The sequence below is a fragment of the Maribacter sp. X9 genome (assembly GCF_048537565.1).
Taxonomy (GTDB): domain Bacteria; phylum Bacteroidota; class Bacteroidia; order Flavobacteriales; family Flavobacteriaceae; genus Maribacter.
In genome coordinates, this window is sequence record NZ_CP183215.1 from 1,896,099 (window position 1) to 1,922,577 (window position 26,479).

A 26,479-nucleotide genomic window follows, 5' to 3' on the forward strand; every position below is an offset into this window, starting at 1 on the left:
CGTTATGCGATCTAAAATTGATGCCTTTTTAGGCAAGACCTTGGTGCTGATCATGTCCATTATGGTCATCAACGTTCTGTGGCAAGTATTTACAAGGTACGTGACAGGTAACCCAAGCTCTTTTACCGATGAATTGGCCAGATATTTAATGATTTGGATCGGTGTTTTAGGAGCTGCTTATGTCTCAGGGCGAAATTTACATGTGGCCATTGATATATTGCCAACAAAGTCCAATAAAAAAACACAAAAACTACTTAAGACTATTGTTACACTCTTGGTCATCCTTTTTGCATTATTTGCTTTCGTGATTGGAGGTTCCCGCTTGGTATATCTCTCCTATATGTTAGGGCAACAATCCCCTGCATTACAATTACCGTTGGCTGTAGTTTATGTGATTATTCCTGTCAGCGGACTTCTAATCATCTACTATAAACTATCCGACTTAAAAAAGCTATTATCATGATGGAGCACATTCCCATTTTAGTACTCGTAATTAGCTTCATTTGTTTGTTGTCGATAGGAACACCGGTAGCTTGGAGTATCGCCATATCTTCCCTGTTGACCATGTTGGTCAGTATTCCTGCCATGCCGGCGTTTACAACGGTCTCACAGCGAATGGCGACCGGGCTTGATAGTTTTGCACTTTTGGCCATTCCCTTCTTTATATTATCAGGGGAGCTCATGAACAAAGGCGGAATTGCACATCGTCTCATTGCCTTCGCAAAAACCTTAGTGGGTTCACTTCCGGGAGGTTTGGCATTGATCAATGTGATTGCCGCAATGTTGATGGGGGCTATTGCCGGTTCAGCTATGGCATCGGCGTCTGCCATGGGAAGTATTTTAGGACCTGAAATGGAAAAAGAAGGCTATTCAAGGGAATTTGGCGCAGCGGTGAATATAACCTCGGCCACTACCGGATTGATTATTCCACCAAGTAATGTACTGATTGTATATTCACTGGCCAGTGGAGGGGCTTCTATCGCCGCTTTGTTTTTGGCCGGATATATTCCTGGCATTATGACGGGATTGTTCTTAATGATCGTAGCGGCCATTTGGGCCAAAAAGAATAAATACAAAGTTGGTAAACGAAGTAGCGTAAATGAAGTTGTCAAAACCTTCATCGATGCCTTGCCCAGCCTTTTTATGTTGGTCGTAGTAATAGGGGGAATTGTCACCGGAATCTTTACGGCGACCGAAGCATCTGCTATTGCCGTATTGTACAGCCTGATTTTAGGATTTGTTTATAAGGAAATCGGTTTTCCGAAATTACCACAGATATTATTGGATTCATCGGCTACAACGGCGATTGTAATGTTGCTGATCGGATCATCGATGTGCATGTCCTGGGCGTTATCTTACGAAAATATTCCGCAGGACATCAGCTCTGGACTTTTAAGTTTGAGTGATAATAAAATCGTAATCCTTTTAATTATCAACTTACTATTATTGTTTGTTGGAATATTTATGGATATGACCCCGGCAGTACTCATATTCACACCCATATTTTTACCGGTTGTCACCAAGTTGGGATTGGATCCTGTTCACTTTGGTATCATCATGGTGCTAAATTTATGCATCGGTCTTTGTACGCCGCCTGTAGGCTCGGTTTTATTTGTAGGGGTCGGTGTAGCGAAAACAACTATTGAGAAAGTTTTCAAACCTTTACTTCCGCTATTTTTGGCAATGATAGTCGCTTTGTTTTTGGTGACGTACATTCCACAATTAAGCTTATGGTTACCGAGCTTGTTCGATTTATAATTCAAAGACCAATTTCAAGAAACATGCATAAATTAAATAGAGAAAACACAGAAACCCCCTCTAAATTACCAATCAACGTCATTCAATTTGGCGAGGGTAATTTTTTACGCGCTTTTGTGGAGTATGCATTCCAAGCCCTGAATAAAGAAGTTAATTTTAATGCAGGTATTGCCGTAGTTCAACCTATTGAAAAGGGTATGGTTTCCATACTGAACGACCAAGATGGATTATATACTCTATTTACAAAAGGTATTAAAGACGGAAAAGAGGTTGAAAAAAAGGAACTTATTACAAACATTGTTAAGGGAATAGATCCGTATTCGAATTTTGAGGAGTATTTAGACCTAGCGAAGGAACCTGAGTTGAAATTCATTATTTCAAATACTACGGAAGCTGGAATCGCCTATGTGGCTTCCGACACCTTTGAGATGACACCTCCAAATTCTTTTCCCGCAAAATTGACCAAGTTTTTGCATGAGCGATTTTTACATTTTGGTGGTACTGCGGATAAAGGATTGACTATAATCCCGTGTGAATTGATCAACTATAATTCCGATACCTTAAAGCAAATTATTCTTGATTATATATCACAGTGGAACTTATCAGATACATTTAAAACATGGGTGTTGAATTCATGTTCTTTCCATAATACGCTCGTGGATAGAATCGTTCCTGGATACCCAAAAAATGAAATAGAAGCATATAATAAACAATTAGATTATTCAGATAATTTGATTGTAAGTGCAGAAACTTTTTTTCTGTGGGTAATTGAAGGGGGTGAAGATTTAAAGGAAAAATTACCATTTCATAAAACGGATCTGGATGTGAAAATAGTGAAGGATATGCAACCGTTCAGGACGAGAAAGGTCCGTATTTTGAATGGTGCACATACCGCCATGGTACCATTTTCAATATTATATGATAATGAAACCGTTAAGGAAACGGTAGATGAAAGTTTTACCGGTCCGTTTATTCGGTCCTTGGTTTTTGATGAAATTATTCCGACGTTGGATATGGAAAAGGAGGAGCTTGAGGAATTTGCCAATGCGGTTTTTGACCGATTCAGGAATCCGTTTATAAAACATCAATTATCGAGTATCGCCTTAAATTCAATTTCAAAATTTAAGGTGAGGGTATTACCCAGTTTATTGGAATATGTAAAACGGGAGAACAAGCTGCCCGTAAAAACGGTATTTGCTTTTGCCTGTTTGCTACGTTTTTATAAAGGGGACTGGAAAGGGGAATCCTTACCTTTAAATGACGATGCCGAGGTGATGGCTGAATTTGCCGAAATCTGGAAATCTGACCAATTGGAGAAAGTGGCGGAAAAAGCCCTGAAGAATGCCGAATACTGGGGAGAAGATTTAACCCAGGTCGATGGACTTACCACAGCGATGACCATGGCTCTGGAAAGTATAGAGGCCCATGGAATTCAAGAAGGCTTTGAAAAATTTTCGAACCAAATAAAATAGCGAGAAGATGCAGCAAAAATTAATTACCGTACAGCCAGGAGATAACGTTGCCATTGCACTAGTGGATTTGGTGCAGGGCGACCGGGTGCAGTTTGAGGGTGAAGAAATCATTATTTTATCGAATACCAAGGCAAAACACAAAATAGCCCTGACAGATTTGGCTAAGGAAGATAAAATATTCATGTACGGCGTTCTGGTAGGTAAGGCGATGTCCGAAATTAAGAAAGGAGGCTTGTTGACGACCGAAAACGTAAAGCACCAGAGCAATGCGGTAAAGGAAAAGACGACCACGACCGGTTGGACCCCGCCTGATATCTCTAAATGGAAGGACCGTACCTTTATGGGCTACCACAGACACGATGGTCAGGTAGGAACTAAAAATGTATGGTTATTTTTCCCGCTGGTATTTTGTGAGAATAGAAATATTGAACGGTTAAAAGATGTTTTTGAAAAGGAACTTAACCTCGGTAAATCGAACAAGCAGCAAAATCTTCTACGCAATTTGCTGAGTGGTACAACTACTGAAGAAGCGGTAGAACAGGTAGAAAGCCGACGTACGTTTGACAATATAGAAGTAAAGTTTATCACCCACCAGGGTGGTTGCGGCGGTATCCGTCAAGATTCTGAAACCTTGGCAAAGTTACTGGCCGGTTATGTTAAGAATCCGAATGTTGCCGGGGCTACGGTATTGAGCCTAGGGTGCCAAAACCTACAAATAGACATCTTAAAAAAAGCGCTGAACACTTTGGATCCCGACTTAGAAAAACCTGTGCTGATTTACGAACAGCAAAAAATGGGAACGGTTGAAGAAATGTTGAACAAGATCATTGTCGATTCTTTCGAGGGCATCAAAAGAGCAAATGCTATTCAACGAAAACCGGCTTCCATATCCAAATTGAAATTGGGATTGGAGTGCGGTGGTTCCGATGGTTTCTCGGGAATATCTGCAAATCCTGCGTTGGGTTATGCTTCCGATATTCTAGCCGCTGTTGGCGGTTCTCCCATCCTATCTGAATTTCCGGAATTATGTGGGGTCGAGCAAGAATTGGTCAACCGTTGTGTGAATGAGGAGGATGCAAAAAGATTCATCCAACTTATGAAGACTTACGAAGCTTCGGCCGAAGCTGTGGGTTCAGGATTTGATATGAATCCGTCACCGGGAAATATAAAAGATGGCTTAATTACAGATGCCATGAAATCTGCCGGTGCAGCTAAAAAGGGAGGAACTTCTCCTATTACTGCTATTTTGGATTATGGCGAATATGTCACTAAACCTGGACTTAACTTACTTTGTACTCCTGGGAACGATGTGGAAAGCACTACAGGGATGGTGGGTTCAGGAGCAAATATTGTTGTCTTTACCACAGGATTGGGAACCCCTACAGGAAACCCGATTGCACCGGTTCTAAAAGTATCTTCAAATACTATTCTAGCAGAGCGGATGCCCGACATTATTGATATAGATACTGGAGCGATCATAAGAGGTGAAAAGGGAATCGAAGAAATGGGAGAGCAAATTTTGGAGCATGTCATCAAAGTGGCAAGTGGTGAAATAGAAGCAAAAGCTGATCTATTGGGCCAAGATGATTTTATTCCTTGGAAAAGAGGTGTCTCCTTATAGAAAGTATCGATTATGTATGCTCGGGCGCTTCTAGTTTAGAAGAAGATTTTCTGATGATAAGTTTTGCGGGAAGTACAACGATTTTTTGAATTTTCATCTTTTCTTCACTATCCATCTGTTCCAAGAAAACTTGTGCGGTCATTCTGCCCATCTCAACCGGTGACTGATCAATTGAACTGATAGAGGGTTCCATGAATTGTGTAAAAGGTTCGTTACTGAACCCTACAACACAGAAATCTTCTGGTATTCTGATTCCTTTTTCCTGTAAATATTTTATGGCACCTAATAAGCCATTGTCGGTAGAGGAAAATATGGAATCAGGTCTGTTCTCCATATTCATCAAGCGTTCGGCTGCTTCCTTACCAGCTTGAATATTATTTTTTATGGGGATAATATAGTTTGGGTCAAAATCAATGCTGTTTTTGGTCAGTGCATCAATATAACCCTGTGAACGATTTGTATAAAGTTCTTGACCATTGTTCACTTTCAAATGTGCAATTTTTTTACAACCTTGATTAATTAGATGTTGAGTGGCATCAAAACCACCTTGATAATCGTCTATGGTTACAGAACTTATGTTCGAAATATTCAATTTTCTATCGAAAAAAATAAATGGTGCATTTTTTTTAAGAATGGGTAAAAAATTATCTTTTTGAGCATCAACAAGTGATGTAGAAATCAAAATTCCGTCTACTTGAGCATTGAGTAAATTTTGAATGACCATAATTTCTCGGTCAACATCTTCATAGGTCTGTGATATAATCACATGATACCCTTTAGGATAGAGTTCGTCCTCTATGCCTCTAATAATAGAGGAGAAAAAATTATTGTTGATGTAAGGAACTACGACACCAACATTGTTGCTTTTGCCACTTTTTAGAGCCAATGCCAATCGATTTTGTTCGTAATTCATTTTTGCCGCAGTAGAAGCAACAAGCTCACGGGTATTTTTGCTGATTCTTGGGTTGTCATTCAATGCTCTTGATACAGTTGCAGCCGTTATATTTAAAGCACTGGCTATATCGTAGATTGTTGTTTTCTTACTCATTGATAAGAATAATAGGGTAAACTAAAACAGAAATAGTGAAAAATTAAGTTCATTCGAAGCTATCGATTACTCCTATCGAATGTTATGTGATGAAATAATTAAAATGGCAAACGTCAATCTTCAAAAGAAAGTAAATTACAAATATTTTTAGCTAAATAAGGCGAAATTAATTGTAAAATGATATCATAATTATTTATGGATAAATAGTGTAAGAGATTCTATTTTCATTTTATGAAGCTTCTTCCGATTAAATATTAAAATTGAAAAGTTGCGGGTTTCAAAGAAAATCAATGTATTTTTATTAAGTGTATTTGTTACATTTGTTTGCTGTTAATTGTTAGAACTGGTATAAAACATCATGAATAGTGCGGTAAGAAGAGACGGGTTTACAGATATCATTTGATAGTGAAAAGTAATGAATAGTCCTCTGATATTTAGCATTAAAATGAAATAAGCTGTTCTTCACAAGACACCTGTCCAAATAGCATGAACATAGAATTATTTAGACTAAAAAAACGATAAACGTTAAATTAAAAAAGTAGTAAATGCCTTTTCAACAGTTCAAATCATTCATTTTACAGCAAGCTAAAAATTTAAGCTTTTTATTTTTTTTATTTGTTGCTTACGCTGGTTTTGCTCAAATGCACTCTTTTAGGTTGCAAGATGTAAGACTTACGGATGGACCTTTTAAAAATGCTCAAGAGGTTGATATGAAATATATTCTTGATTTAGAACCAGACCGACTTTTAGCTCCTTATTTAATTGATGCGGGATTTCCCACAAAAGAAGACCGCTACGGTAACTGGGAAAGCATCGGGTTAGATGGACATATTGCCGGACATTATTTATCGGCCTTAGCCATGCTTTATGCTTCAACAGATAACGAAGAACTTAAAACACGTTTAGATTATATGCTTTCTGAATTGGAACGTTGTCAAATCAAAAATGCCAATGGTTATGTTGGTGGTATTCCTCAGGGGAAAGTTTTCTGGGAACGTATTCATGAAGGTGATATAGATGGCAGTGGTTTTGGTTTAAATAACACATGGGTGCCTCTTTATAATATTCATAAATTGTTTGCGGGTTTAATTGATGCGTACCATTACACGGGTAGTGAAAAAGCCAAAACTATTGTCATTAAATTAGGTGATTGGTTTATCGATTTAATTGAACCACTTTCTGAGGAGCAAATTCAAAATATTTTAAAAACGGAACACGGTGGTATTACCGAATCTTTTGCCGATTTATATAGTATTACAAAAGATGAAAAATACTTGGAAACGGCTAAAAAATTAATTCATAAAAATTTCTTGGAACCTTTACTGCATAAAGAAGATAAGTTAACTGGGTTGCATGCCAACACCCAAATACCAAAAGTTATTGGTTACGAAAAAGTAGCGGAATTAACCAATAACGAAGAACTATCTGAAGCTGTGAAGTTTTTTTGGAGAGATGTTGCACAAACCAGAAGCGTTGCCTTTGGAGGCAATAGCGTGGCAGAACATTTTAATCCTGTTGAAGATTTTAGCAGCATGATAAAATCCAATCAAGGTCCGGAAACTTGTAACTCCTACAATATGGTTCGGTTAAGCAAATCCTTGTTCCTAAATAATAGTAATTTGAGTTATTTGGATTTTTATGAACGTACCCTTTACAATCATATTTTGTCAAGTCAGCACCCTGAAAAAGGTGGTTTTGTCTATTTTACCCCCATTCGCCCAAACCATTATAGAGTATATTCGCAACCTGCCACCAGTATGTGGTGCTGTGTTGGTTCTGGTTTAGAAAACCATACGAAATATGGCGAACTGATTTATAGTCATGACGAAAACGATGTGTTTGTAAATCTTTTTATTCCATCTACTTTAAATTGGGAAGAAAAAGGCATCGCGTTAACCCAAAACACGAAGTTTCCGTATGAAAATAATTCCGAATTAGTTTTAAATCTTAAAAAGGAACAAAAATTCACACTTCATATCCGTCAACCAGAATGGGCTGAAGATTTTGAAATCTTAGTGAATGGAAACCTTCAAAAAACACAAGAAAAGCCATCAAGTTATATAGCCATAAATAGAAAATGGAAATCTGAAGATAAAATTACTGTTCGTTTTAAAACCTCAACACATTTAGAGAATTTACCCGATGGTTCTAATTGGGTCGCTTTCGTGGAAGGCCCGATCGTATTAGCTGCAAAAACTTCTACAGAAGATTTAGAAGGTCTATTTGCTGATGATAACCGAATGGGGCATGTTGCCCATGGTAGATACCTTCCCTTAAATGAAGCCTATGCGTTGGTCGGTGATAAGAAAAACTATCTTACTAAAGCAAAAGACATTGGAAAACTTCATTTTAGTTTAGATTCTTTAGAGCTTCAACCCTTTTTTGAAGTGCATGATGCACGGTACCAAATGTATTTTCAAACCTACAGCAATAATGACTACAAAGAAAAGCAAGCGCTACTTAAACAGCAAGAAATAGCCGCAGCAGCCCTTGAAGCGAAAACAATCGATAAGGTAAGTTGCGGCGAGCAACAACCAGAAGTCGGACATTTATATAAAGGAGAAAAAAGTAACTCTGGGTATGATGAGGACAAGTTTTGGAGAAGCACCCGTGGCTATATGTCTTATCAACTTTTAAATAGAAACCTGGCAGGTGAATTTTTAGATATTTCAGCGTTGGATGGAATAGAATTAGATGCTATAAAAATTTCTATTAATGATAAACCAGCAGAAATAATTTCGGCTGAAAACAAAACCATTAGAATAAAATTAAACGATGTCGAGGTTATGAACGTCAGAATCACGTCTGCCAATGAAAAACCGTCTCCGCGATTTTATGAATTAAGAATTTTGGAAGATTGATGAATTTAAATTCAAAAACCTAATACATAAAAAATAACATACTATTTTTTTAATTTTCTTAATTCTATACCCCATGGTGGATTATTTAAAGAGTTTTGAGTAAGCTTAAATTAACCGATTTAATGGGAGTAGAAATTATGAATAGGGTTGTCAGTAAATATTAATTAATGCATTCCAATTTTGCGGCTAGGACAAATTTTAGTGAGAAAGTTTAAAGTTTGAAATTAAATCCATCCTCCACTTTACTGTTGTATTTTTCTTCATCAAACTGAAAAAGAAAGGCCCCTTTTTTTGAAGAGCTCATATCCTTTTCATCCGTTTTAATCAAGATATCTAGTGAATTGAATTTATTAATGAAATTTCGTTTGTCAAGTTTATGATCTAGAATGGCTTCATATAGTTTTTGTAATTGACGCATAGTAAACTTTTTGGGCAGTAATTCAAAGCCTATAGGTTTGCTCAAAGCCCTTCTTCGTAAACGTGCCAAACTCCTTTCTACCATTCGATTATGGTCAAATATCAATTTTGGTGCATCCTTTAGCGTAAACCACTTAGAGGATTCCGGTTTTACAAGATTGATGTTGTGTGTTGCAATATCGATAAGTGCATAATAAGCTACAGATAATGTTCTGTCGGCAGGATCACGATCTACTTTGCTAAAGGTGTAGAGTTGTTCCATATAGATGTCATTTAAACCTGTAAGATGGTGTAATACGCGAATTGCAGCTTCGTCAAGGTTCTCTTCCTTTTTAAGAAATCCACCAATAAGGGACCATTTTCCTTTCTCAGGCTCAAAGTCTCGTTGTACAAGTAATATTTTAAGTTCTTCTTTATCAAAGCCAAAAATTATACAATCTACTGCAAGTAATATTTTATCTTCTTTACTATAAGTACCAAGCATCATATTATAAACTAATATAGGAAGCACACAAGCTACTTATTTTGATCGATTTTTTCATATTTATGTAAAAATTTATATTTAAGTGTCTTGCCTACACTTTTTTTATTTATCATTGTTTATTGATATTAATAACGTTTTATTTTGCTAAAACAGTATTATTTTTAATCGGCAATTAAGGATATGTTTTTTTACTAGCTATAATAATAGAAATTTTCCACTAATTAAATAACACTTTTTTAAATGTATAAGAAAATATCATTAACCGTTTTGACTTGTATTTTAATAGGCTATTCCCAAATAATAATAGGGCAGTCAAAAATTGAGATTGAATTAACCGCCGCTGAAAATGCCCCAACAATCAGTAAACATATCTACGGCCACTTTGCCGAGCATTTGGGCAGATGTATTTATGAGGGTTTTTACGTTGGTGAAAACAGTACCATTCCAAATTCTGAGGGTGTTCGTATCGATATTATAAATGCGCTGAAAGAATTACAAATTCCTAATCTAAGATGGCCGGGAGGTTGTTTTGCTGATACCTACCATTGGATGGACGGTATTGGTGATCTTAAAGAGAGACCAACCATTGTAAACACGTGGTGGGGCGGGGTTACTGAGGACAATAGCTTTGGAACCCATAACTTTTTGAATCTATGCGAAGAACTCGGTGCTGAACCCTATTTGTCCGGTAACGTTGGTAGTGGGGGAGTTCAAGAACTGGCGGATTGGGTCCAGTACACCAATTTTAAGGGTAAAAGTCCGATGTCCGATCTGCGACGCGAAAATGGTCGTGAAGAACCATGGGGCGTAAAATATTGGGGAGTGGGTAACGAAGCATGGGGCTGTGGTGGCAATATGCGTCCGGAATATTATGCCGATATCTATAAAAAATACGTAACGTTCATGTCCGATGCCGATGTTGAAGGTGGAATTTACAAAATTGCCTCTGGTGCCAGCAATGACGATTATAACTGGACAGAGGTTTTAATGAAGAACATACCCAAAAATATGTTGCAGGGGGTTGCCCTTCATCATTATTCGGTAATCGATTGGGGTGCTAAAGGTCCCGATGTGAATTTCGATGAAGAAACCTATTTTAAGACCATGAAAGAATCTTGGTTGATGGAAGAACTTATCGTTAAGCATACGGCCATAATGGATAAGTATGATGAGGAAAAGAAGGTGGATCTAATAGTTGATGAATGGGGTGGATGGTATGAAGTCGCGGAGGGTACGAACCCGGGATTCCTTTACCAACAGAACACCATGCGTGATGCCATGATCGCGGGGATGAACCTGAATATTTTCAACAATCATGCAGACCGGGTCAAAATGGCCAATTTGGCACAGGCCGTCAACGTACTACAGGCGGTTATCCTGACCGATAAGGAAAAGATGATACTAACACCTACCTATCATGTAATGAACATGTATAAAGTGCATCAAGACGCGACATTGATACCTTTGTCCTTTGAGTCGCCTATGTATACCTATAAGGAAGAATCTTTACCGGCCTTAACTGTTTCAGCTTCTAAAGACGAAAACGAAAAAACACATATTTCTTTTACTAACATCGACACAAAGAAGGGTAGCACGGTATCTATCGATTTAAACGAACTAGGCTTAAAGAATATTACAGGATCTATATTGAGCTCCCAAAATTTACAAGACCATAATACCTTCGAAAATCCCGACAAGATAGTGCCGAAAGAATTCAAGGATTTTAAATTCAAAAAGGGAATGTTAGAAGTAACCATTCCTCCTTTTTCTGTTATAGTTTTAGAAGGTTCTAAATAAGAAAAGATGCGAATTTAGCACATGAGTAAGTTTATTATATTTTCGATTCCTGCATATTTACCAAGGTACTTTTACTTTAAGGTGAATGAAGGTGAATATTGTGAGCTTAAAGCTTTGGATTGCTAATTGCTATTTTATGAAGAAAAAGTAAATTGTAATAGTTTTAAACTTAAATTCTCAAATACATATCCGCATGGATAAAACTTTGGAAAACGTATGGGATAATGCATGAAAATTGAGTATCTCTAAAAAACAGAACGCGTCGACCATACTTAAATTTAGTATTAAATAATGATAAGTGTTTTTATAACACTTTACATGGGTCGATTAATTATATTTACTCCGCGAAAATTGAAATAAATTGAAAAATTCATATGTAATTGGGTTGGATTATGGTACTGATTCCGTTAGGGCGGTGCTCATAGATTCAACAAATGGAAAGGAAATAGCTTCAGAGGTACATTGGTACAGTAGATGGAAAAAGGGGATGTACTGTGACCCCTCCATCAACCAATTTCGTCAACATCCTCTAGATCATATCGAGGGTCTTGAAAAAACGGTAGCGGGGGTAGTTTCAAAAAGTAAACTGAACCCCGAGGATATAAAAGGAATTTGTGTCGATACCACCGGTTCTTCCCCGGTACCGATAGCAAAGAATGGGACCCCATTAGCCTTGGTGGAGGGTTTCACCGAGAACCCGAATGCGATGATGGTCTTATGGAAAGATCACACGGCCATTACCGAAGCTGAAAAAATCAACGAATTGGCAGGCACTTGGGGTGGTGAGGATTTCACCAAATATGTGGGTGGAATTTATTCATCGGAGTGGTTCTGGGCCAAGATAGCCCATGTAGTAGAAGAGGATAAAGCAGTTAAGCAAGAAGCCTATACGTGGATGGAGCATTGTGATCTCATGACCTATTTGCTTATTGATAATAAAGATTTAAAAGGCTTTAAACGTAGTCGTTGTGCCGCTGGTCATAAGGCGATGTGGCACGAGAGCTGGGGAGGCTTGCCCCCTAAAGATTTTTTGGGTATGATACACCCATATTTGGCAGATTTAAGGGACAATCTGTATACTGAAACCTACACGTCAAATAAAATAGCAGGTAATTTAAGTCAAGAATGGGCAGATAAGCTTGGTTTGACTACCGGTACGGTAGTAGCGGTGGGTACTTTTGATGCGCATTCTGGTGCAGTAGGTGCTAAAATTGATGAAAATGCCCTGGTGAGGGTGATGGGTACTTCTACCTGTGATATTTTAGTAGCCAAAGATTCGGATGTCAATGGTAAGACCATTAAAGGTATATGTGGTCAAGTTGACGGTTCCGTTATACCCGGATTAATTGGGTTGGAAGCTGGTCAATCCGCTTTTGGTGATTTACTGGCATGGTTCAAGGATGTTTTGTCTTGGCCGATTGATAACTTGGTGATGACCTCGGATATTCTTTCCGACCAACAAAAGGAAGATTTGAAGATGGAGATAGAAAGTGGCTTTATCCGAAAACTTTCGGATGCCGCAGAAGCTATTCCGCTATCGGAAAGTATCCCAACGGCCTTGGATTGGATTAACGGAAGACGAACCCCCGATGCCGACCAAAATTTAAAAAGTGCCATATCAAATTTATCACTGGGTTCAAAAGCGCCCCATATTTTCAAGGCCTTGATCAATGCAATATGTTTTGGTTCCAAAAAAATAGCGGATCGATTTCAGGAAGAAGGTATTAAGATAGAGTCGGTCGTTGGTATTGGAGGTGTCGCAAGAAAGTCTCCATTTATCATGCAGACCTTGGCCAATGTCATGAACATGCCGATTAAAGTAGCGGCTTCTGATCAGGCGCCTGCTTTAGGTGCCGCTATCTATGCCGCCGTAGCCTCCGGAATTTATTCCAATGTCATTGAGGCCAGTGCCCATATGGGCAGTGATTATGAAGCTGAATATCTCCCAGAACCTAAAGCGGTAGAGGAATTTCAGAAATCCATACATTCCTATGAAAACCTTGGGGTCTTTATGGAAAATGCAATCAAAAAGAATTAAAATGAGTTCAAAATACAGCCAATTAAAACAGGAATGCTTTGAGGCCAATATTGAATTGAACGACTTGGGTTTGGTCATATATACTTTTGGTAATGTCAGCGCGGTCGATAGGAAGAATGGTGTTTTTGCCATCAAACCAAGTGGGGTGCCTTATGAAAAGCTTAAACCTGAGGATATTGTTATCCTCGATTTTGACAATAACATAATCGAAGGATCGATGCGACCTTCTTCCGATACCAAAACTCACGCTTATTTATATAAAAACTGGGACCATATTGGAGGAATCGCACACACTCATGCCACCTATTCGGTAGCCTGGGCTCAAGCGCAAAGGGACATTCCTATTTTTGGAACAACACATGCCGATCATTTAACGGCAGATATTCCATGTGCCGAGCCTATGAAAGATAGTTTGATAGAGGGGAATTACGAGCATAATACAGGCATTCAAATATTGGATTGTTTCAAGCAGCGTGGATTATCTTCAGAAGAGGTCGAAATGATACTTATCGGTAACCACGGTCCGTTTGCTTGGGGAAAGACAGCAGCAAAAGCAGTGTATAATAGCAAGGTCTTGGAGACAGTTGCGCAAATGGCGTATCTCACCTTACAGATTAATCCAAACGCGCCAAGATTAAAAGATTCATTAATAAAAAAACATTACGAACGTAAGCATGGCAAGAATGCATATTACGGACAATAATTATATAGGAATAGTATGAGTATAACGATGAAGGAAAAGGAGATATGGTTTGTAACGGGAAGTCAACATTTGTATGGACCTGAAACCTTGGAGCAGGTAGCAAAAAATTCTCAAACGATTGTTGAGGGTTTTAATGCCTCTTCAGAAATACCGGTAAAGATTATTTACAAACCAACCGTTAAGACACCTAATGAAATAACGGATGTGTGCCAAGCGGCTAGTGCGAATAAAGATTGTATAGGAATCATTACTTGGATGCATACCTTTTCCCCTGCAAAAATGTGGATCAAAGGATTATCGGTATTGACCAAACCATTATGTCATTTACATACCCAATTCAATGCAGAGGTGCCTTGGGAAACCATTGATATGGATTTTATGAATTTGAACCAATCCGCACATGGCGACCGTGAATTCGGCCATATGATGACCCGTATGCGTAAAAAACGTAAGATTATCGTTGGGCATTGGGAAGAACAGAAAATTCAACAAAAAATAGGTAATTGGACACGAGTTGCGTTGGGTTGGAACGAGTTCCAGAATTTGAAAGTGGCACGTATAGGGGATAATATGCGTGAAGTTTCCGTAACCGATGGCGATAAAGTGGAAGCACAATTACGTTTCGGTTTTTCAGTGAATGGCTATGACTCTTCTGATATTACGAAGTATATCAATGAGCTGACTGATCAACAAGTGAACGACTTGGTAAAGACCTATGAATCGGAATATGATTTGGCAGATGCATTATTGGAGTCTGGAAGCAAACGTAAATCACTTATCGATGCTGCAAAAATAGAATTGGGCTTACGCTCCTTTTTGGAAGAAGGCGGATTCAATGCGTTTACCGATACATTTGAAAACTTGGGTGAACTGAAACAGTTACCAGGAATTGCTACACAACGTCTTATGGCCGATGGATATGGATTCGGTGGAGAAGGGGATTGGAAAACTTCTGCCCTGTTGCGAGCCATGAAGGTAATGGCTACTGGCCTTGACGGCGGAACCTCTTTCATGGAAGATTATACTTATCATTTTACACCGCAGAAAGCCTATGTCATGGGATCGCACATGTTGGAAATCTGTCCGTCCATAGCCGATAAAAAACCTTCTTGCGAAGTTCATCCTTTAGGAATTGGCGGTAAAGAAGATCCGGTTAGATTGGTCTTCAATTCACCGGCCGGTCCTGCAATCAATGTTTCCTTGGTAGATTTAGGAAATCGGTTTCGATTGATCGTTAACGAAGTTGAGGCGGTAGCTCCAATGGGAGAACTACCAAAATTGCCCGTAGCTCGTGTACTTTGGGATGCAAAACCAAATCTGGAAACTGCGGCAACCGCTTGGATTTTGGCAGGTGGTGCACATCATACTGTTTACAGTCAGGCCGTTACTACCGAATTCATTGAGGACTTTGCCGAAATAGCGGGTGTTGAGGTAGTTGTAATCGATAAAAATACTACGGTAAGACAGTTCAAAGACCTATTAAATGCCAATGAGGCGTATTACCATTTATTTCAACATAACATGTAAATTTCGATATTATGAAAACATTAAAAACGTCTTTTCCCTCATTCTTAATTCTTGCCGTCATAATGGTGAATTTGGCTTGTAAGGATGATAAAGCGAAAAAAGAAAATCAAGAACCTGAACAAATGGAAAAATCCTTAAGCATTACAAAAAGTGGTTTTGGCAAAACGGCAGATGGTGAAGCTGTAGCTAAATATACCTTGGAAAATAAAGATGGAATTCAAGTAGATATTATTACCTATGGCGGAAGAATAACATCACTTCGTACACCTGACAAAGGCGGAAAAATGGAGAACGTAATTTTAGGATTCGATTCCATAGAGCAATATGAAAAGGACAATCCTTTTTTTGGAGCACTGGTAGGCAGATACGGCAATAGAATCGCGAAAGGGAAGTTCAGCTTGGACGGCACCGAATATAAACTTGCACAGAACAACGGAGAAAATAGTCTCCATGGTGGGGTAAAAGGATTTGACAAACAAGTATGGGATGCAAACACGGAGGAAGGTGATGATTCCGTAAAATTGATATTGACCTACCTAAGTGCCGATATGGAAGAAGGTTTTCCCGGAAATCTCAACACTACTGTTACTTATACCCTTAATAAAGATAATTCGCTAGATGTATTGTATGAAGCGGAAACCGATAAAAAAACGGTTGTCAATTTAACACAACATGCTTATTTTAATCTATCCGGTGATTTTTCTAAACTTATTTTAGACCATATGGTTGAAATAGATGCGGATACATTTATTCCCGTTGATAGCGGTTTAATTCCTACCGGGGAACTAAGACCAGTTGAAGGAACCCCCTTTGACTTTAGGGAAGCTAAATTGATAGGAAATGATATCGACGCGGATAATGAACAAATCAAGTTGGGCGGAGGCTATGACCATTGCTGGGTTCTAAATAGTCAAAGTGCAGGTTATAGATCCGTCGCTTCAGCCTATCATCCTGAAACAGGAAGAAACTTAGAAGTATTGACCGATGAGCCGGGAATACAGTTTTACACCGGTAACTTTTTAGATGGTACCCTACCTGCACCCAATGGCGGCACTTATGCCCAACGTTCAGGTTTCTGTTTAGAGACACAGCACTACCCAGATTCACCTAACCAACCTGAATTTCCTTCGGTTACTCTGGAACCTGGAGATACCTATAGTACTAAAACTACATTTAAATTTTCTACTAAATAACGACCACCATGCAACCATTAGATACATTAGACTGGATCAGTATTACCTTATATTTCTTGGTCCTAATTGGAATTGCCATTTGGGTAATCCGAAAAAAGGAAGAGAACACTGAAGACTACTTTTTAGCGGGTCGAAATGTAGGATGGTTCGTGGTTGGTGCTTCTATTTTTGCCTCTAACATAGGCTCGGAACATGTAGTAGGTCTAGCTGGTACGGGTGCAAGTGATAAATTGCCCTTGTTGATCTACGAAATACAGGCTTGGGTTGTATTGATCCTGGGTTGGGTGTTTTTACCTTTTTATGCCCGAAGTGGCGTATTTACGATGCCAGAATTCTTGGAGAAACGTTTTGATGCCCGATCCAGATGGGTATTGTCCGTTTTTTCAATAGTCGCTTACGTACTTACCAAGATATCGGTAACAATCTATGCCGGTGGGGTTGTAGTAGCCGCCCTGTTAGGGATCGATTTTTGGACGGGAGCGATCGCTACGGTGGTCTTGACCGGTATTTATACCGTATTGGGAGGTATGCGCGCCGTGGTCTATACCGAAACCTTGCAAGCCGTACTTTTGATCATAGGAGCTGCCGTCTTGACCTATATCGGTTTGGATAAAGTTGGAGGGTGGAGCAGTATGCAGGAGACCTTAGGGCCTGAATATTTTAATATGTGGAGGCCAGCAACAGACCCCGATTTTCCATGGCCATCGTTATTGATTACCAGTACGATTGTGGGGATTTGGTACTGGTGTACGGACCAGTACATTGTACAACGGACCTTGACCGCACGTAATATTAAAGAAGGACGACGAGGAACAATATTTGGCGCCTTGTTAAAATTATTACCTGTCTTTTTATTCTTGATACCAGGTATCATAGCCTTGACCTTAAAAATGAGGGGGGAATTGCATTGGGACAGTCCAGATGAGGCATTTCCTGTTTTGATGAGTAACCTACTTCCATCCGGTTTACGGGGATTGGTAGCGGCAGGATTGTTGGCGGCCCTGATGAGTTCTTTGGCCTCGGTCTTTAATTCATGTTCTACCTTGTTCACGGTGGATATCTATAAGAAATTGAACCCAAATACCCCAGAAAAGAAATTGGTCCGTACCGGACAGATCGCGACCGTATTCGTGGTCATCGTGGGGATTATTTGGATACCGATTATGGCGAACATTTCCGGGGTACTGTATGAATACCTACAAAGTGTACAGGCGTACATCGCACCACCCATAACGGCCGTATTTATCTTGGGAATTTTTTACAAACGGATCAATGCCACCGGGGCGTTCGCGACGCTGATCATGGGAATCGTAGTCGCTTTTTTCAGGATTACCTTGGAATTGGTGAAGGGTGATTTAAATCCTGATGGCTTCCTGTACCATCTGGGTGCCATGAACTTTTTAAGTTTTGGGGCATGGTTCTTTTTATTCTGTTTGATTTTCTTGGTGGTCGTCAGTTTACTGACCAAGGCACCGGACAGGGAACAAATAGTCAATTTGACCTTTGGAACCATAACCGAAGAAGAGAATAAGAACAACAAAGCCAGTTACAGTTGGGTAGATATCGCCATTTCCATTCTAATCATTCTTATCGTTATCGCAGTAATGATATTTTTTAACGGTTCCTAAAAGCCATTGGTTGTATACAAAGCAATTGAGCATGTGAAATATTAAATTTTCACACGCTCAATTAATTAATTAATTTTAAAAAGGTTTATTACTTTATTAAATAAATTTTTTCTAAAAAGCTAATATTCAAGCTTGTTAAAACTTAATCTATTTGAGAATCCCTGCATAGGATAAGCGCGCCGTATCCAGCAATCGAAAATGTAAGTTTATGTTGGTGACTATCATAAGGTATATTTTCGGAAACTGTAATATCGGTATGTACAGTATCAAAATCCTCTTTATCATACCCTTCCCAACTACTATTGAACACGGTCTTCCAATTACCGATTACGGGTATGCCAATTTCGTAGGCATCAAACTGTGTATTGGAAAAATTTAGAATTACAATTACTGGGCTTTCTTCCAGTCCTTCCCAAACCCTACTGTACACTAATATTTTGTTTTCCTGATTATAGTGGAGAAAATCGGTTTTTTGTCCTTGTAATCCCTTTAACTGATCTTCAGAATCAGCACGCCTTAGTTTGATGAGGTCCCGGTAAAGTTTTGTAATTCCTTTAAATTCTGAGAAACGCTCCCAATTCAATCCATCGGTATCCTTAAAATATTTATCCTCCAAAAATTCCTGGCCCTGAAAGATCATGGGTATGCCTGGAGAGGTCATTACCAGAACGGCGCCTAAAACCGAACGTTTTTTGGCATATTCGCTATCCGCTTCTCCGGGCTGAATTTCTTCTGGGATACGTGCTTTACCATTAGCTACTTCATCATGTGACTCGGTATAGATGACACGTTCAAATGCATCGTTATTGTACTTGAATAGTACGGCGTTCACGACTTGTTGCATGTTTCTGTCCGCATCGTTAGTATTGACCAAGACTTCTTTAATAGGATGAACGAATTCAGAATCCCATTGGGCGTCGAACTCCAACCCGTCATAACCTTCTGTGGTGACTTTAAAATCTGCTTTTAAGTCTTCGGCAATTAGGATCTTACCGGGAAATTTTTCGTGAATTTCTCTATTAATCTCCTGTATCATTTGTTTTCCTTCCTTAATTTCCTCGCTGCTATAACCAATACCACCGTCCACATATCTAATATAGGACGTGGCATCCCAACGTAAACCATCGCACATGTAATCTTCTAACCACATCATCGCGTTGTCTCTCAGGTACCTTCTAACTTCGGGTCTGCCATAATCAGGTCTGGTATCTCCCCAAGGTGTAGTGGAGCGGTGATCATTATAAAAATAAATTCCTCCTTTATCATTTTCCTGCCACTCATCAAATTGCCATAAATCTGTATCTGAAGGGCCAAAATGATTGTAAACAACATCCATGATTACCGCAATGCCCAAGCCATGGGCGGTATCTACTAAGGATGCAAAATCATCTGGCGTTCCATAATCGGATTCAATTGCAAACGGAAATGCCGGGTTATATCCCCAAGAAATTCCGCCGGCGAATTCTGCTACGGGCATTATTTCAATGGCATTAATGCCTAAAGCCTTTAAATATCCTAATTTTTTTTCTGCGCTTTTAAAGGTTCCGGGCTTTTCTTGGTTTTTATCTTCTCTATTAAAAGTGCCGATATGGAGTTCATAAATAACCAAACTATTAAAATTATCGATTTTAAAATCCTTGTTTTGCCATTTAAAATCGTGGTCCACCACCACAGAATTACCACTACTATTGGTCATTTTTTTCGCATACGGGTCATTCCTCAAAACTGTTCCGTAAGGTGTATGTAGTGCGTATTTATATTCAGTACCTGGCTTTAATTTACTTACATGACAAGCCCAATATCCGTTTTCTTCTTTTTTAAGAGGATTTTTTTCTTCGTTCCATTTATTGAACTCTCCTACCACGGCTACTTTCTCGGCATTAGGTGCCCACACTCTAAAGGTGACACCTTTGTTCTTTTGAACAATTGCACCCATGCCTGGAGCCAAAATTATTTTTTCCGATTTTTGCTTTGTCGTTGCCATTATTTTTTACCTAAAGGAATTCATTATTTTGAGTAATAATCATCCCTAAAAAAAAGATTAGTATCTCTAAAAAATAATTCTGCAGTTGTTGGTGAACGGTCATCAAAATATTGCCCTATATTAAAGGTGTGGAAAGGTATTATCCTCCACTAATTTTAACTTTATTCAAAATTTCAGAAAGATGCAAAAACCGAATAAGCGTTTAGAAAGACAGACTTGTATCGTTACGGGGTCTAGTGACGGAATAGGGGAAGCTGTCGCAAAATCAATGGGTATGGAGGGAGCCAATATTGTCGTAAACTATCACAGCAGTAAGGCAGAGGCCGAAGAAGTGGCCGATTGGATTATAAAAAACTCACAATGTGGTGATGCTATTGTGGTAAAATGTGATGTCAGTAAAGAAGAAGATGTAAAGAAAATGTTCAAAACTACCATTGCTGAATTTGGAACGGTAGATGTTTGTGTTGCGAATGCGGGGATGCAATTGGACCATCCATTGCATGAAATGCCACTCAAGGACTGGCAGCGGGTAATCGATGTAAACTTAACTGGACAATTTTTGTGCGCGAAAGAAGCTATTCTCGAATTTAAGCGCAGAGGGATGCGGCCCGAAATTTCGAAATCTTTAGGAAAGATAATCCATATGAGTTCCGTACATGAAGTGATTCCATGGGCGGGTCACGCAAATTATGCGGCCTCAAAAGGGGGATTGGTCATGTTGATGCAAACCATTTGTCAAGAATACGGTCCCGAAAAGATTAGATGTAATTCAATAGCTCCCGGAGCTATCAAGACAGATATCAATAAAGATGTGTGGAGTACCAAAGAAGGTAGGGAGGGGATGTTGAAATTGATACCCTATAAACAAATTGGAATTCCGGAGGATATTGGAAGTGTGGCCAGTTGGTTGGCTTCTGACGAGTCTGAATACATCAATGGAACCACCATTTTTGTTGATGGCGGTATGACCTGTTATCCTGGGTTTACGAAGAATGGATAATTATCGAAATAAAAATGCCACCTCAATGGGTGGCATTTTTTATTTTCGATAAACTCTGGTTATTTCATTTCTGAAGCGTCAGTAAGCGGAGTAAACTCGAATTTTTGCCCACCTACTGATGCATCGGCCATAAGACCTGCTTTGGGCAATGCAAAGACCGCTACACCATCTTTATATTTTGCGTTTACAGCAACACCCGATTTCAAGGCAACTGCCGAAGCTTCAGCGGAAAATTCAAAATCACCTTCCTTAAACCCAGCCAAATCAGATGCTGTTTCAAAGAAAATAATTTCAGTGATTGCCTGCCCACCTGCTTGTAGGCCGACACTTAATTTCTTTAAATCTGCCATACCGATCATGGTGCCATTTTCGTAAACGACCCCGTTTCCAGAGGCACCTCCAATAATTAAACCTCCTTTACCCACGTTCGGAAAAATAACATAACCTGCTGAATTAGAGAAAAATTGATCGAGACCGACCTCCATTTTCATCAATTTTTCCTTAGCCTTTTTAGCATCTTTAATGATTTTTTGGTCTTTAGAATTTTGTGCATTTGCACCAACGGCCAAGAAAAGTAGCATGGCGAAGGTAATCGATTTTAGAATTTTCATATGTTCTATTTTTTAAATTATACTTGAGTTTGACTTCGTTAATAAGTCGATTCAAAGTTAAAAAGGTGTTAGAATTTTATTTGACTTTTTCAAATTAATACTTGATGCAAAAAACATTTAAAGTATTGTTTTTCAGTTAATTATAAGTTAAAAATTTAACTCATATTAACAATTTTCATTTTTTTGAACATTTATAAAAGATTAGCCCACCTTTTTTTTAAAATCATTAATTAATTTTAACAGGTATACGTTATTTCTGCAAATGAGACACTTGATGATGGCTCAGTTTACGGAAGCTATAGAAAACTTATTTGATTCGAACGTCGTCACCGATATATTGATTGCCTTTACCATAATAGTCTCTATAGTATATTATGTTAATTACTCGAAAGGTATTGAAGAAGAGATTAAAGCTGTTATCAGTAATTCCTTAACGGACGTGAATTGTGATCTATCCAAGCAAGAACCCGTTCGTAGCTAAAAGAAATTTCAAAACTTTACCCTAGTCTACCGCTTTCATCAAAACGGTAGATTTTTTTGAATATAAAGATAGTTCCATGTCAATTTATGAGCGTCTCCCAACGAGTACATTAGATACCAAGGCCCCAACGATCATCATGATACCAGCTAGACTCCAAAATGTGTATAAATCTCCAAACCAGAAAACACCAAGTAAAATGGTAAAGAGCACTTCGATATATTTTAATGGGGCTACAAGATTGGTCTTTGCGATTTGAAAGGCCTTGGTCATAAAAATTTGGCCAAAAAAACCAAAAAATCCTAAACTTAATAAACGCCACCAGTCATTACCAATAGGGGTCGTCCATACACCAATACTCAATAATCCCCCAATAAGTGTTCCAGTAAACATAAAGTAATTTACGATAACCAATGGATGGTCACTGTTTCCTATTTTCCTTATGAGGACATAAACTAATCCGCTGAAAACGGATGCGGTAAGTACTAAAAGTAATCCAGTGGTATCAATACCTTTATCGAATCCTTTTAAAATTAAAACTCCACCAAATGCTATTGCAAAGAGTAACCACTGTATGGGTTTTAGTTTTTCACGAAGCAAAAAAATGGCAAAAATAGCTGCAAAAATAGGGGAGAGGTACCGTAATGATACAGCTGTACCTACAGAAAGATAATTAAGCGACATAAAGAAAAGGCTCATGGCCGATAATCCGGCAATTGCCCGTAAAAGCATCAATTTTCGACTATTGCCCAAGATAGGTATTCGTTTAATCAAAATATAAGTGGTGGCCAAAATCAAGGAACCTAGAGACCTGAAAAATACAATTTCAAAGGTAGGATAGCTATTTAAATGCTTTACAAAAGCGTTCATGAGTGTGAACGAGAATGTACTGATGATCATGAATAGAATAGCTTTCTTCAATGTTGTTTTTTCTGGTTTCGGTAAAGTTAACCTTGAAGAATCAGTTATTTCCAATCCAACACTTTAAATCGTGCAATTGGTTCCATTTTTATAAAACCTTTATATTTTAGGTTAAAAAGGTTTCGATTTGGTATCAGGTTTATTGAAATTATCTTTTCTCTGTGGTAGAAACTCCTATTGTACATTCTTATCTTTAACGCTAAATTGATTTTATTTCATGCTTACTAAATTAATTCCCCTATTTATTATTGGATGTCTTTTGATTTCTTGCCAGACTTCTTACGAGAACCAAATTTCGTTAGATCCCTATAAACTTGAAGAAGGTTTTGACCTAAAAATCGTTGCCGCAGAACCCCTGCTAAAAGCTCCTGTTGCAATTGATTTCGATGCGAAAGGTAGGGTTTGGGTCGCCCAAATGCCAGGTTATATGAACGATATACAGGGCTCAGGGGAAGAAGCTCCTACGGGAAGTATACGCATTTTAGAGGATTTGGATAAGGACGGAGTAGCCGATCATGCGAAGATATTTTTGGATAGTTTGGTCATGCCAAGGGCTTTGGCACATGTATATGGCGGACTCCTGTATGCAGAACCGCCTTACCTATGGTTTGTTGAAATTGAAGACGATAAGCCTGCTAACCGTGTTTTGGTAGATTCGACCTATGCGGTAGAGGGAAACCCAGAGCACCAACCTAATGGGTTGTTATTAAATATTGACAATTGGATCTACAACGCAAAATCCAATTTTAGATATAGAAGAAAGAATGGGGTTTGGTATAAAGAACCTACAACGTTTAGGGGACAGTGGGGTATTTCCCATGATAATTTCGGAAGGTTATACTACAATGATAATTCAAGGATTCTGTTAGGAGATTATGTATTGCCTAATACGCTAATCAACAATAAATATTTTACTCCAAGAGCAAGCGTAGATAAATTGTTGACCACCGACCAACGGGTATACCCGTTACACGCAACTGCCGTGAATAGGGGTTATGCCGAGGGCGTTTTAAATGCAGATAGTGTCTTGGTTAATGCAACCGCTGCTTGCGGTCCATTGGTGTATAGGGGAGGTGCGTTTACAGGGTCTCATGATGAAAATGTTTTCATTTGCATACCTGAAGGTAATTTGATAAAGAGAACCGTCTTGACCTTTACGGGTGATTCGACGATAGCTAAACAAGCTTGGGAAGAAAAAGAATTTTTGGCTTCAACCGATGAAGGTTTTCGCCCGGTCTCCCTTAAAAATGCTCCTGACGGCAGTATTTATGTAGTAGATATGCACAGGGGTATGATTGGCCATCATGCCTATTTGAGTCCTTATTTAAGGGAAAAAACCAAACAAAAACATCTAGACACCATCGTTGATTTTGGAAGGATTCTAAAGATACAACGAACTGATGTTGATATTGATCCAATTCAAGATTTCGACAGCTTGGATGGAATTGACCTAGTGAACCTATTATCGAATAATAATGGATGGATCCGTGACCGGGCACAACATTACTTGGTTTTTAAGAAACTCAAACAGCTGACCCCAGTAGTTAAAGATTTGGCTCTTAATGCTAATAATAAGTGGTCCCAAATTCATGCCCTCTATGTACTCGAAGGGTGGAATGCACTTAGTTTTGATTTTTTGGTAGAAGTTATGCAAACCAATGATCCCAGCGTTGTTGCTCATGCCATTGTTTTGTCGAAATCTTTTATATCTGAAGAAAATACAGAAAAAGCTGCTGAAGTTTTCCATACCATCTTAGCAAGAAATCAACTTGAATTAGATCTATATCTAGGAAGTAGCTTAGGGAGCTGGGTAAATGTAAACGAACAACGATTCACTCCTTTCATGATGGAAATTTTAGAAAGACACCGCAACAACAGTACGGTCAATGAGGCTTTGCTTAGTGGTATGGAGGGCGTACAATCTAAAATTTATGAGAATAAAGTGATTATGGATACCCTTAAGCATACCATGTTCGTTAACAAATTGGCAAAGAGTATTGCGGATATGAAAAATGAAAAAGCAAACCCTATCTATTCTGGAAAATCGATTAGTGAGGATAATAGAACTAGGGGGGCGAAAATGTTTTTTCAGATCTGTGCTTCTTGCCATGGAGCCAACGGTCAAGGTATAGATGGGCTCGCCCCTCCTTTAATGAATTCTGAACACGTGAAGAATACAGAACGGTTGGGCCTTATTATGTTGCATGGTCTCGAAGGCCCCATTCATGTAAACAATGAGGAATACAACATCAATTTAGCTATGCCGGGTCTTATCAGAAATGAAGCTATTTCAGATAAAGATATCGCAGCTATTATCTCTTATGTGACCAATGCTTTTTCAGATGTTCCAAAAACGCTTACTCCAGAACGTATAAAAGAGTTGAGAAGCGTGAAGTCTTCATCGGGTAAGGAGTTTACAGAGAATGAGTTGAAAGAATTAACCGCTAGATAGCTAAAGCTTCGCTTCTATTTTTACTGCTTTCGTATTTATAATGCAAGTAAGCGGAACAAAAGCATTACAATGATGGATTTTTATTCAATTTAGCTTTTCATGTTCCGTTAAATTCATACAAATATGGAGTACCTGTCGGAATTGGGATTTTGGGTATTTCGCTATTAGAAATATCTTCTAATTTTGGAATCAAAGCTCTTTTAACGAATTTCCGTGGGTCGTTAACAATACAGTTTTATCCAGATAGGGTACAATCATTTCATGAAAATAATTGATGCCCCCCTAACAAGGTATTTTTTAAGGATTCTGTGGTGAGTAGTGCATAATCGCCTGATTGCTTGTAATTACTGTCCGATTGCGAATAGTATTCTGTGTCAAATAGAATCTACCCAAAAACTACCCATCTTTTATAAAAGTTTGTCACGATAAAAAATCATAAATTGCATAGAATGGGGGCTTTATGAACAAAAGAATTATTTATAGCCT

Annotated in this window: 19 protein-coding genes; 14 read left to right on the plus strand and 5 right to left on the minus strand. The window is 38.6% G+C overall.

The features are described 5' to 3' along the window. Positions 1–4 precede the first annotated feature (4 nt). The 4 genes from ACNR9Q_RS07985 to ACNR9Q_RS08000 are packed head-to-tail and all read left to right on the plus strand — an operon-like array spanning position 5 to position 4,851. A complete protein-coding gene (locus ACNR9Q_RS07985; RefSeq protein ID WP_419214078.1) occupies positions 5–463 on the plus strand; it encodes a TRAP transporter small permease in 459 nt (152 codons plus the stop codon). After that, positions 463–1,758 carry a TRAP transporter large permease gene (locus ACNR9Q_RS07990; RefSeq protein WP_419214256.1) on the plus strand — a complete coding sequence of 432 codons (1,296 nt, stop codon included), beginning with the start codon at positions 463–465 and terminating at the stop codon, positions 1,756–1,758. The genes ACNR9Q_RS07985 and ACNR9Q_RS07990 overlap by 1 nt, the downstream gene beginning before the upstream one ends. 23 nt (positions 1,759–1,781) lie before the next feature. Further along, positions 1,782–3,230 carry a tagaturonate reductase gene (locus tag ACNR9Q_RS07995; RefSeq protein WP_419214079.1) on the plus strand — a complete coding sequence of 483 codons (1,449 nt, stop codon included), beginning with the start codon at positions 1,782–1,784 and terminating at the stop codon, positions 3,228–3,230. Between the two features lie 7 nt (positions 3,231–3,237). Then, positions 3,238–4,851, plus strand: a complete 1,614-nt coding sequence (locus ACNR9Q_RS08000) for a UxaA family hydrolase (RefSeq protein WP_419214080.1) — start codon at positions 3,238–3,240, stop codon at positions 4,849–4,851. Positions 4,852–4,861: 10 nt separating this feature from the next. Here ACNR9Q_RS08000 and ACNR9Q_RS08005 read toward each other — a convergent pair whose 3' ends face one another. Continuing rightward, positions 4,862–5,899 carry a LacI family DNA-binding transcriptional regulator gene (locus ACNR9Q_RS08005; protein WP_419214081.1) on the minus strand — a complete coding sequence of 346 codons (1,038 nt, stop codon included), beginning with the start codon at positions 5,897–5,899 and terminating at the stop codon, positions 4,862–4,864. Between the two features lie 545 nt (positions 5,900–6,444). Here ACNR9Q_RS08005 and ACNR9Q_RS08010 point away from each other — a divergent pair. Further along, positions 6,445–8,760 (plus strand): beta-L-arabinofuranosidase domain-containing protein, encoded by a 2,316-nt coding sequence (locus ACNR9Q_RS08010; protein ID WP_419214082.1) that lies wholly within the window; start codon positions 6,445–6,447, stop codon positions 8,758–8,760. A 211-nt stretch (positions 8,761–8,971) separates the two neighbouring features. Here the strand turns inward: ACNR9Q_RS08010 and ACNR9Q_RS08015 are convergent, their stop codons facing one another. Then, complete coding sequence (locus ACNR9Q_RS08015; RefSeq protein ID WP_419214257.1) at positions 8,972–9,661, minus strand: NUDIX hydrolase; 690 nt, start codon at positions 9,659–9,661, stop codon at positions 8,972–8,974. A gap of 240 nt (positions 9,662–9,901) precedes the next feature. Here ACNR9Q_RS08015 and ACNR9Q_RS08020 point away from each other — a divergent pair, with 240 nt between their 5' ends. From ACNR9Q_RS08020 to ACNR9Q_RS08045, 6 genes are all read left to right on the plus strand, one after another. Next, positions 9,902–11,458, plus strand: a complete 1,557-nt coding sequence (locus ACNR9Q_RS08020) for an alpha-N-arabinofuranosidase (protein ID WP_419214083.1) — start codon at positions 9,902–9,904, stop codon at positions 11,456–11,458. A 361-nt stretch (positions 11,459–11,819) separates the two neighbouring features. Next, positions 11,820–13,496, plus strand: coding sequence for a ribulokinase (locus tag ACNR9Q_RS08025; protein WP_419214084.1), 1,677 nt, complete (start codon positions 11,820–11,822; stop codon positions 13,494–13,496). Position 13,497: 1 nt separating this feature from the next. Continuing rightward, the gene (locus ACNR9Q_RS08030; RefSeq protein WP_419214085.1) at positions 13,498–14,199 is read left to right on the plus strand and encodes an L-ribulose-5-phosphate 4-epimerase; all 702 of its coding nucleotides are present in this window, start codon (positions 13,498–13,500) and stop codon (positions 14,197–14,199) included. Between the two features lie 15 nt (positions 14,200–14,214). After that, a complete protein-coding gene (gene araA, locus ACNR9Q_RS08035; protein ID WP_419214086.1) occupies positions 14,215–15,726 on the plus strand; it encodes an L-arabinose isomerase in 1,512 nt (503 codons plus the stop codon). Between the two features lie 11 nt (positions 15,727–15,737). Then, entirely contained in the window at positions 15,738–16,919 is a 1,182-nt protein-coding gene (locus ACNR9Q_RS08040) for an aldose epimerase family protein (RefSeq protein ID WP_419214087.1), read from the plus strand. Positions 16,920–16,927: 8 nt separating this feature from the next. Beyond that, positions 16,928–18,547: a sodium:solute symporter gene (locus ACNR9Q_RS08045; protein ID WP_419214088.1), complete on the plus strand. Its 1,620-nt coding sequence runs from the start codon at positions 16,928–16,930 to the stop codon at positions 18,545–18,547. A 142-nt stretch (positions 18,548–18,689) separates the two neighbouring features. Here ACNR9Q_RS08045 and ACNR9Q_RS08050 read toward each other — a convergent pair whose 3' ends face one another. Beyond that, a complete protein-coding gene (locus ACNR9Q_RS08050; protein WP_419214089.1) occupies positions 18,690–20,531 on the minus strand; it encodes an alpha-amylase family glycosyl hydrolase in 1,842 nt (613 codons plus the stop codon). A 181-nt stretch (positions 20,532–20,712) separates the two neighbouring features. On the opposite strand from ACNR9Q_RS08050, the gene ACNR9Q_RS08055 reads away from it, so the two are divergent. Continuing rightward, positions 20,713–21,531: an SDR family oxidoreductase gene (locus ACNR9Q_RS08055; protein ID WP_419214090.1), complete on the plus strand. Its 819-nt coding sequence runs from the start codon at positions 20,713–20,715 to the stop codon at positions 21,529–21,531. Between the two features lie 59 nt (positions 21,532–21,590). Here the strand turns inward: ACNR9Q_RS08055 and ACNR9Q_RS08060 are convergent, their stop codons facing one another. Continuing rightward, positions 21,591–22,142 carry a YSC84-related protein gene (locus ACNR9Q_RS08060; RefSeq protein ID WP_419214091.1) on the minus strand — a complete coding sequence of 184 codons (552 nt, stop codon included), beginning with the start codon at positions 22,140–22,142 and terminating at the stop codon, positions 21,591–21,593. 262 nt (positions 22,143–22,404) lie between these two features. Between ACNR9Q_RS08060 and ACNR9Q_RS08065 the strand changes: the two genes are divergently transcribed. Beyond that, the gene (locus ACNR9Q_RS08065; protein ID WP_419214092.1) at positions 22,405–22,623 is read left to right on the plus strand and encodes a hypothetical protein; all 219 of its coding nucleotides are present in this window, start codon (positions 22,405–22,407) and stop codon (positions 22,621–22,623) included. Positions 22,624–22,707: 84 nt separating this feature from the next. Here the strand turns inward: ACNR9Q_RS08065 and ACNR9Q_RS08070 are convergent, their stop codons facing one another. Next, positions 22,708–23,541 (minus strand): DMT family transporter, encoded by an 834-nt coding sequence (locus tag ACNR9Q_RS08070; RefSeq protein WP_419214093.1) that lies wholly within the window; start codon positions 23,539–23,541, stop codon positions 22,708–22,710. 217 nt (positions 23,542–23,758) lie between these two features. On the opposite strand from ACNR9Q_RS08070, the gene ACNR9Q_RS08075 reads away from it, so the two are divergent. Further along, positions 23,759–25,993 (plus strand): DUF7133 domain-containing protein, encoded by a 2,235-nt coding sequence (locus ACNR9Q_RS08075; RefSeq protein WP_419214094.1) that lies wholly within the window; start codon positions 23,759–23,761, stop codon positions 25,991–25,993. Positions 25,994–26,479 lie beyond the last annotated feature (486 nt).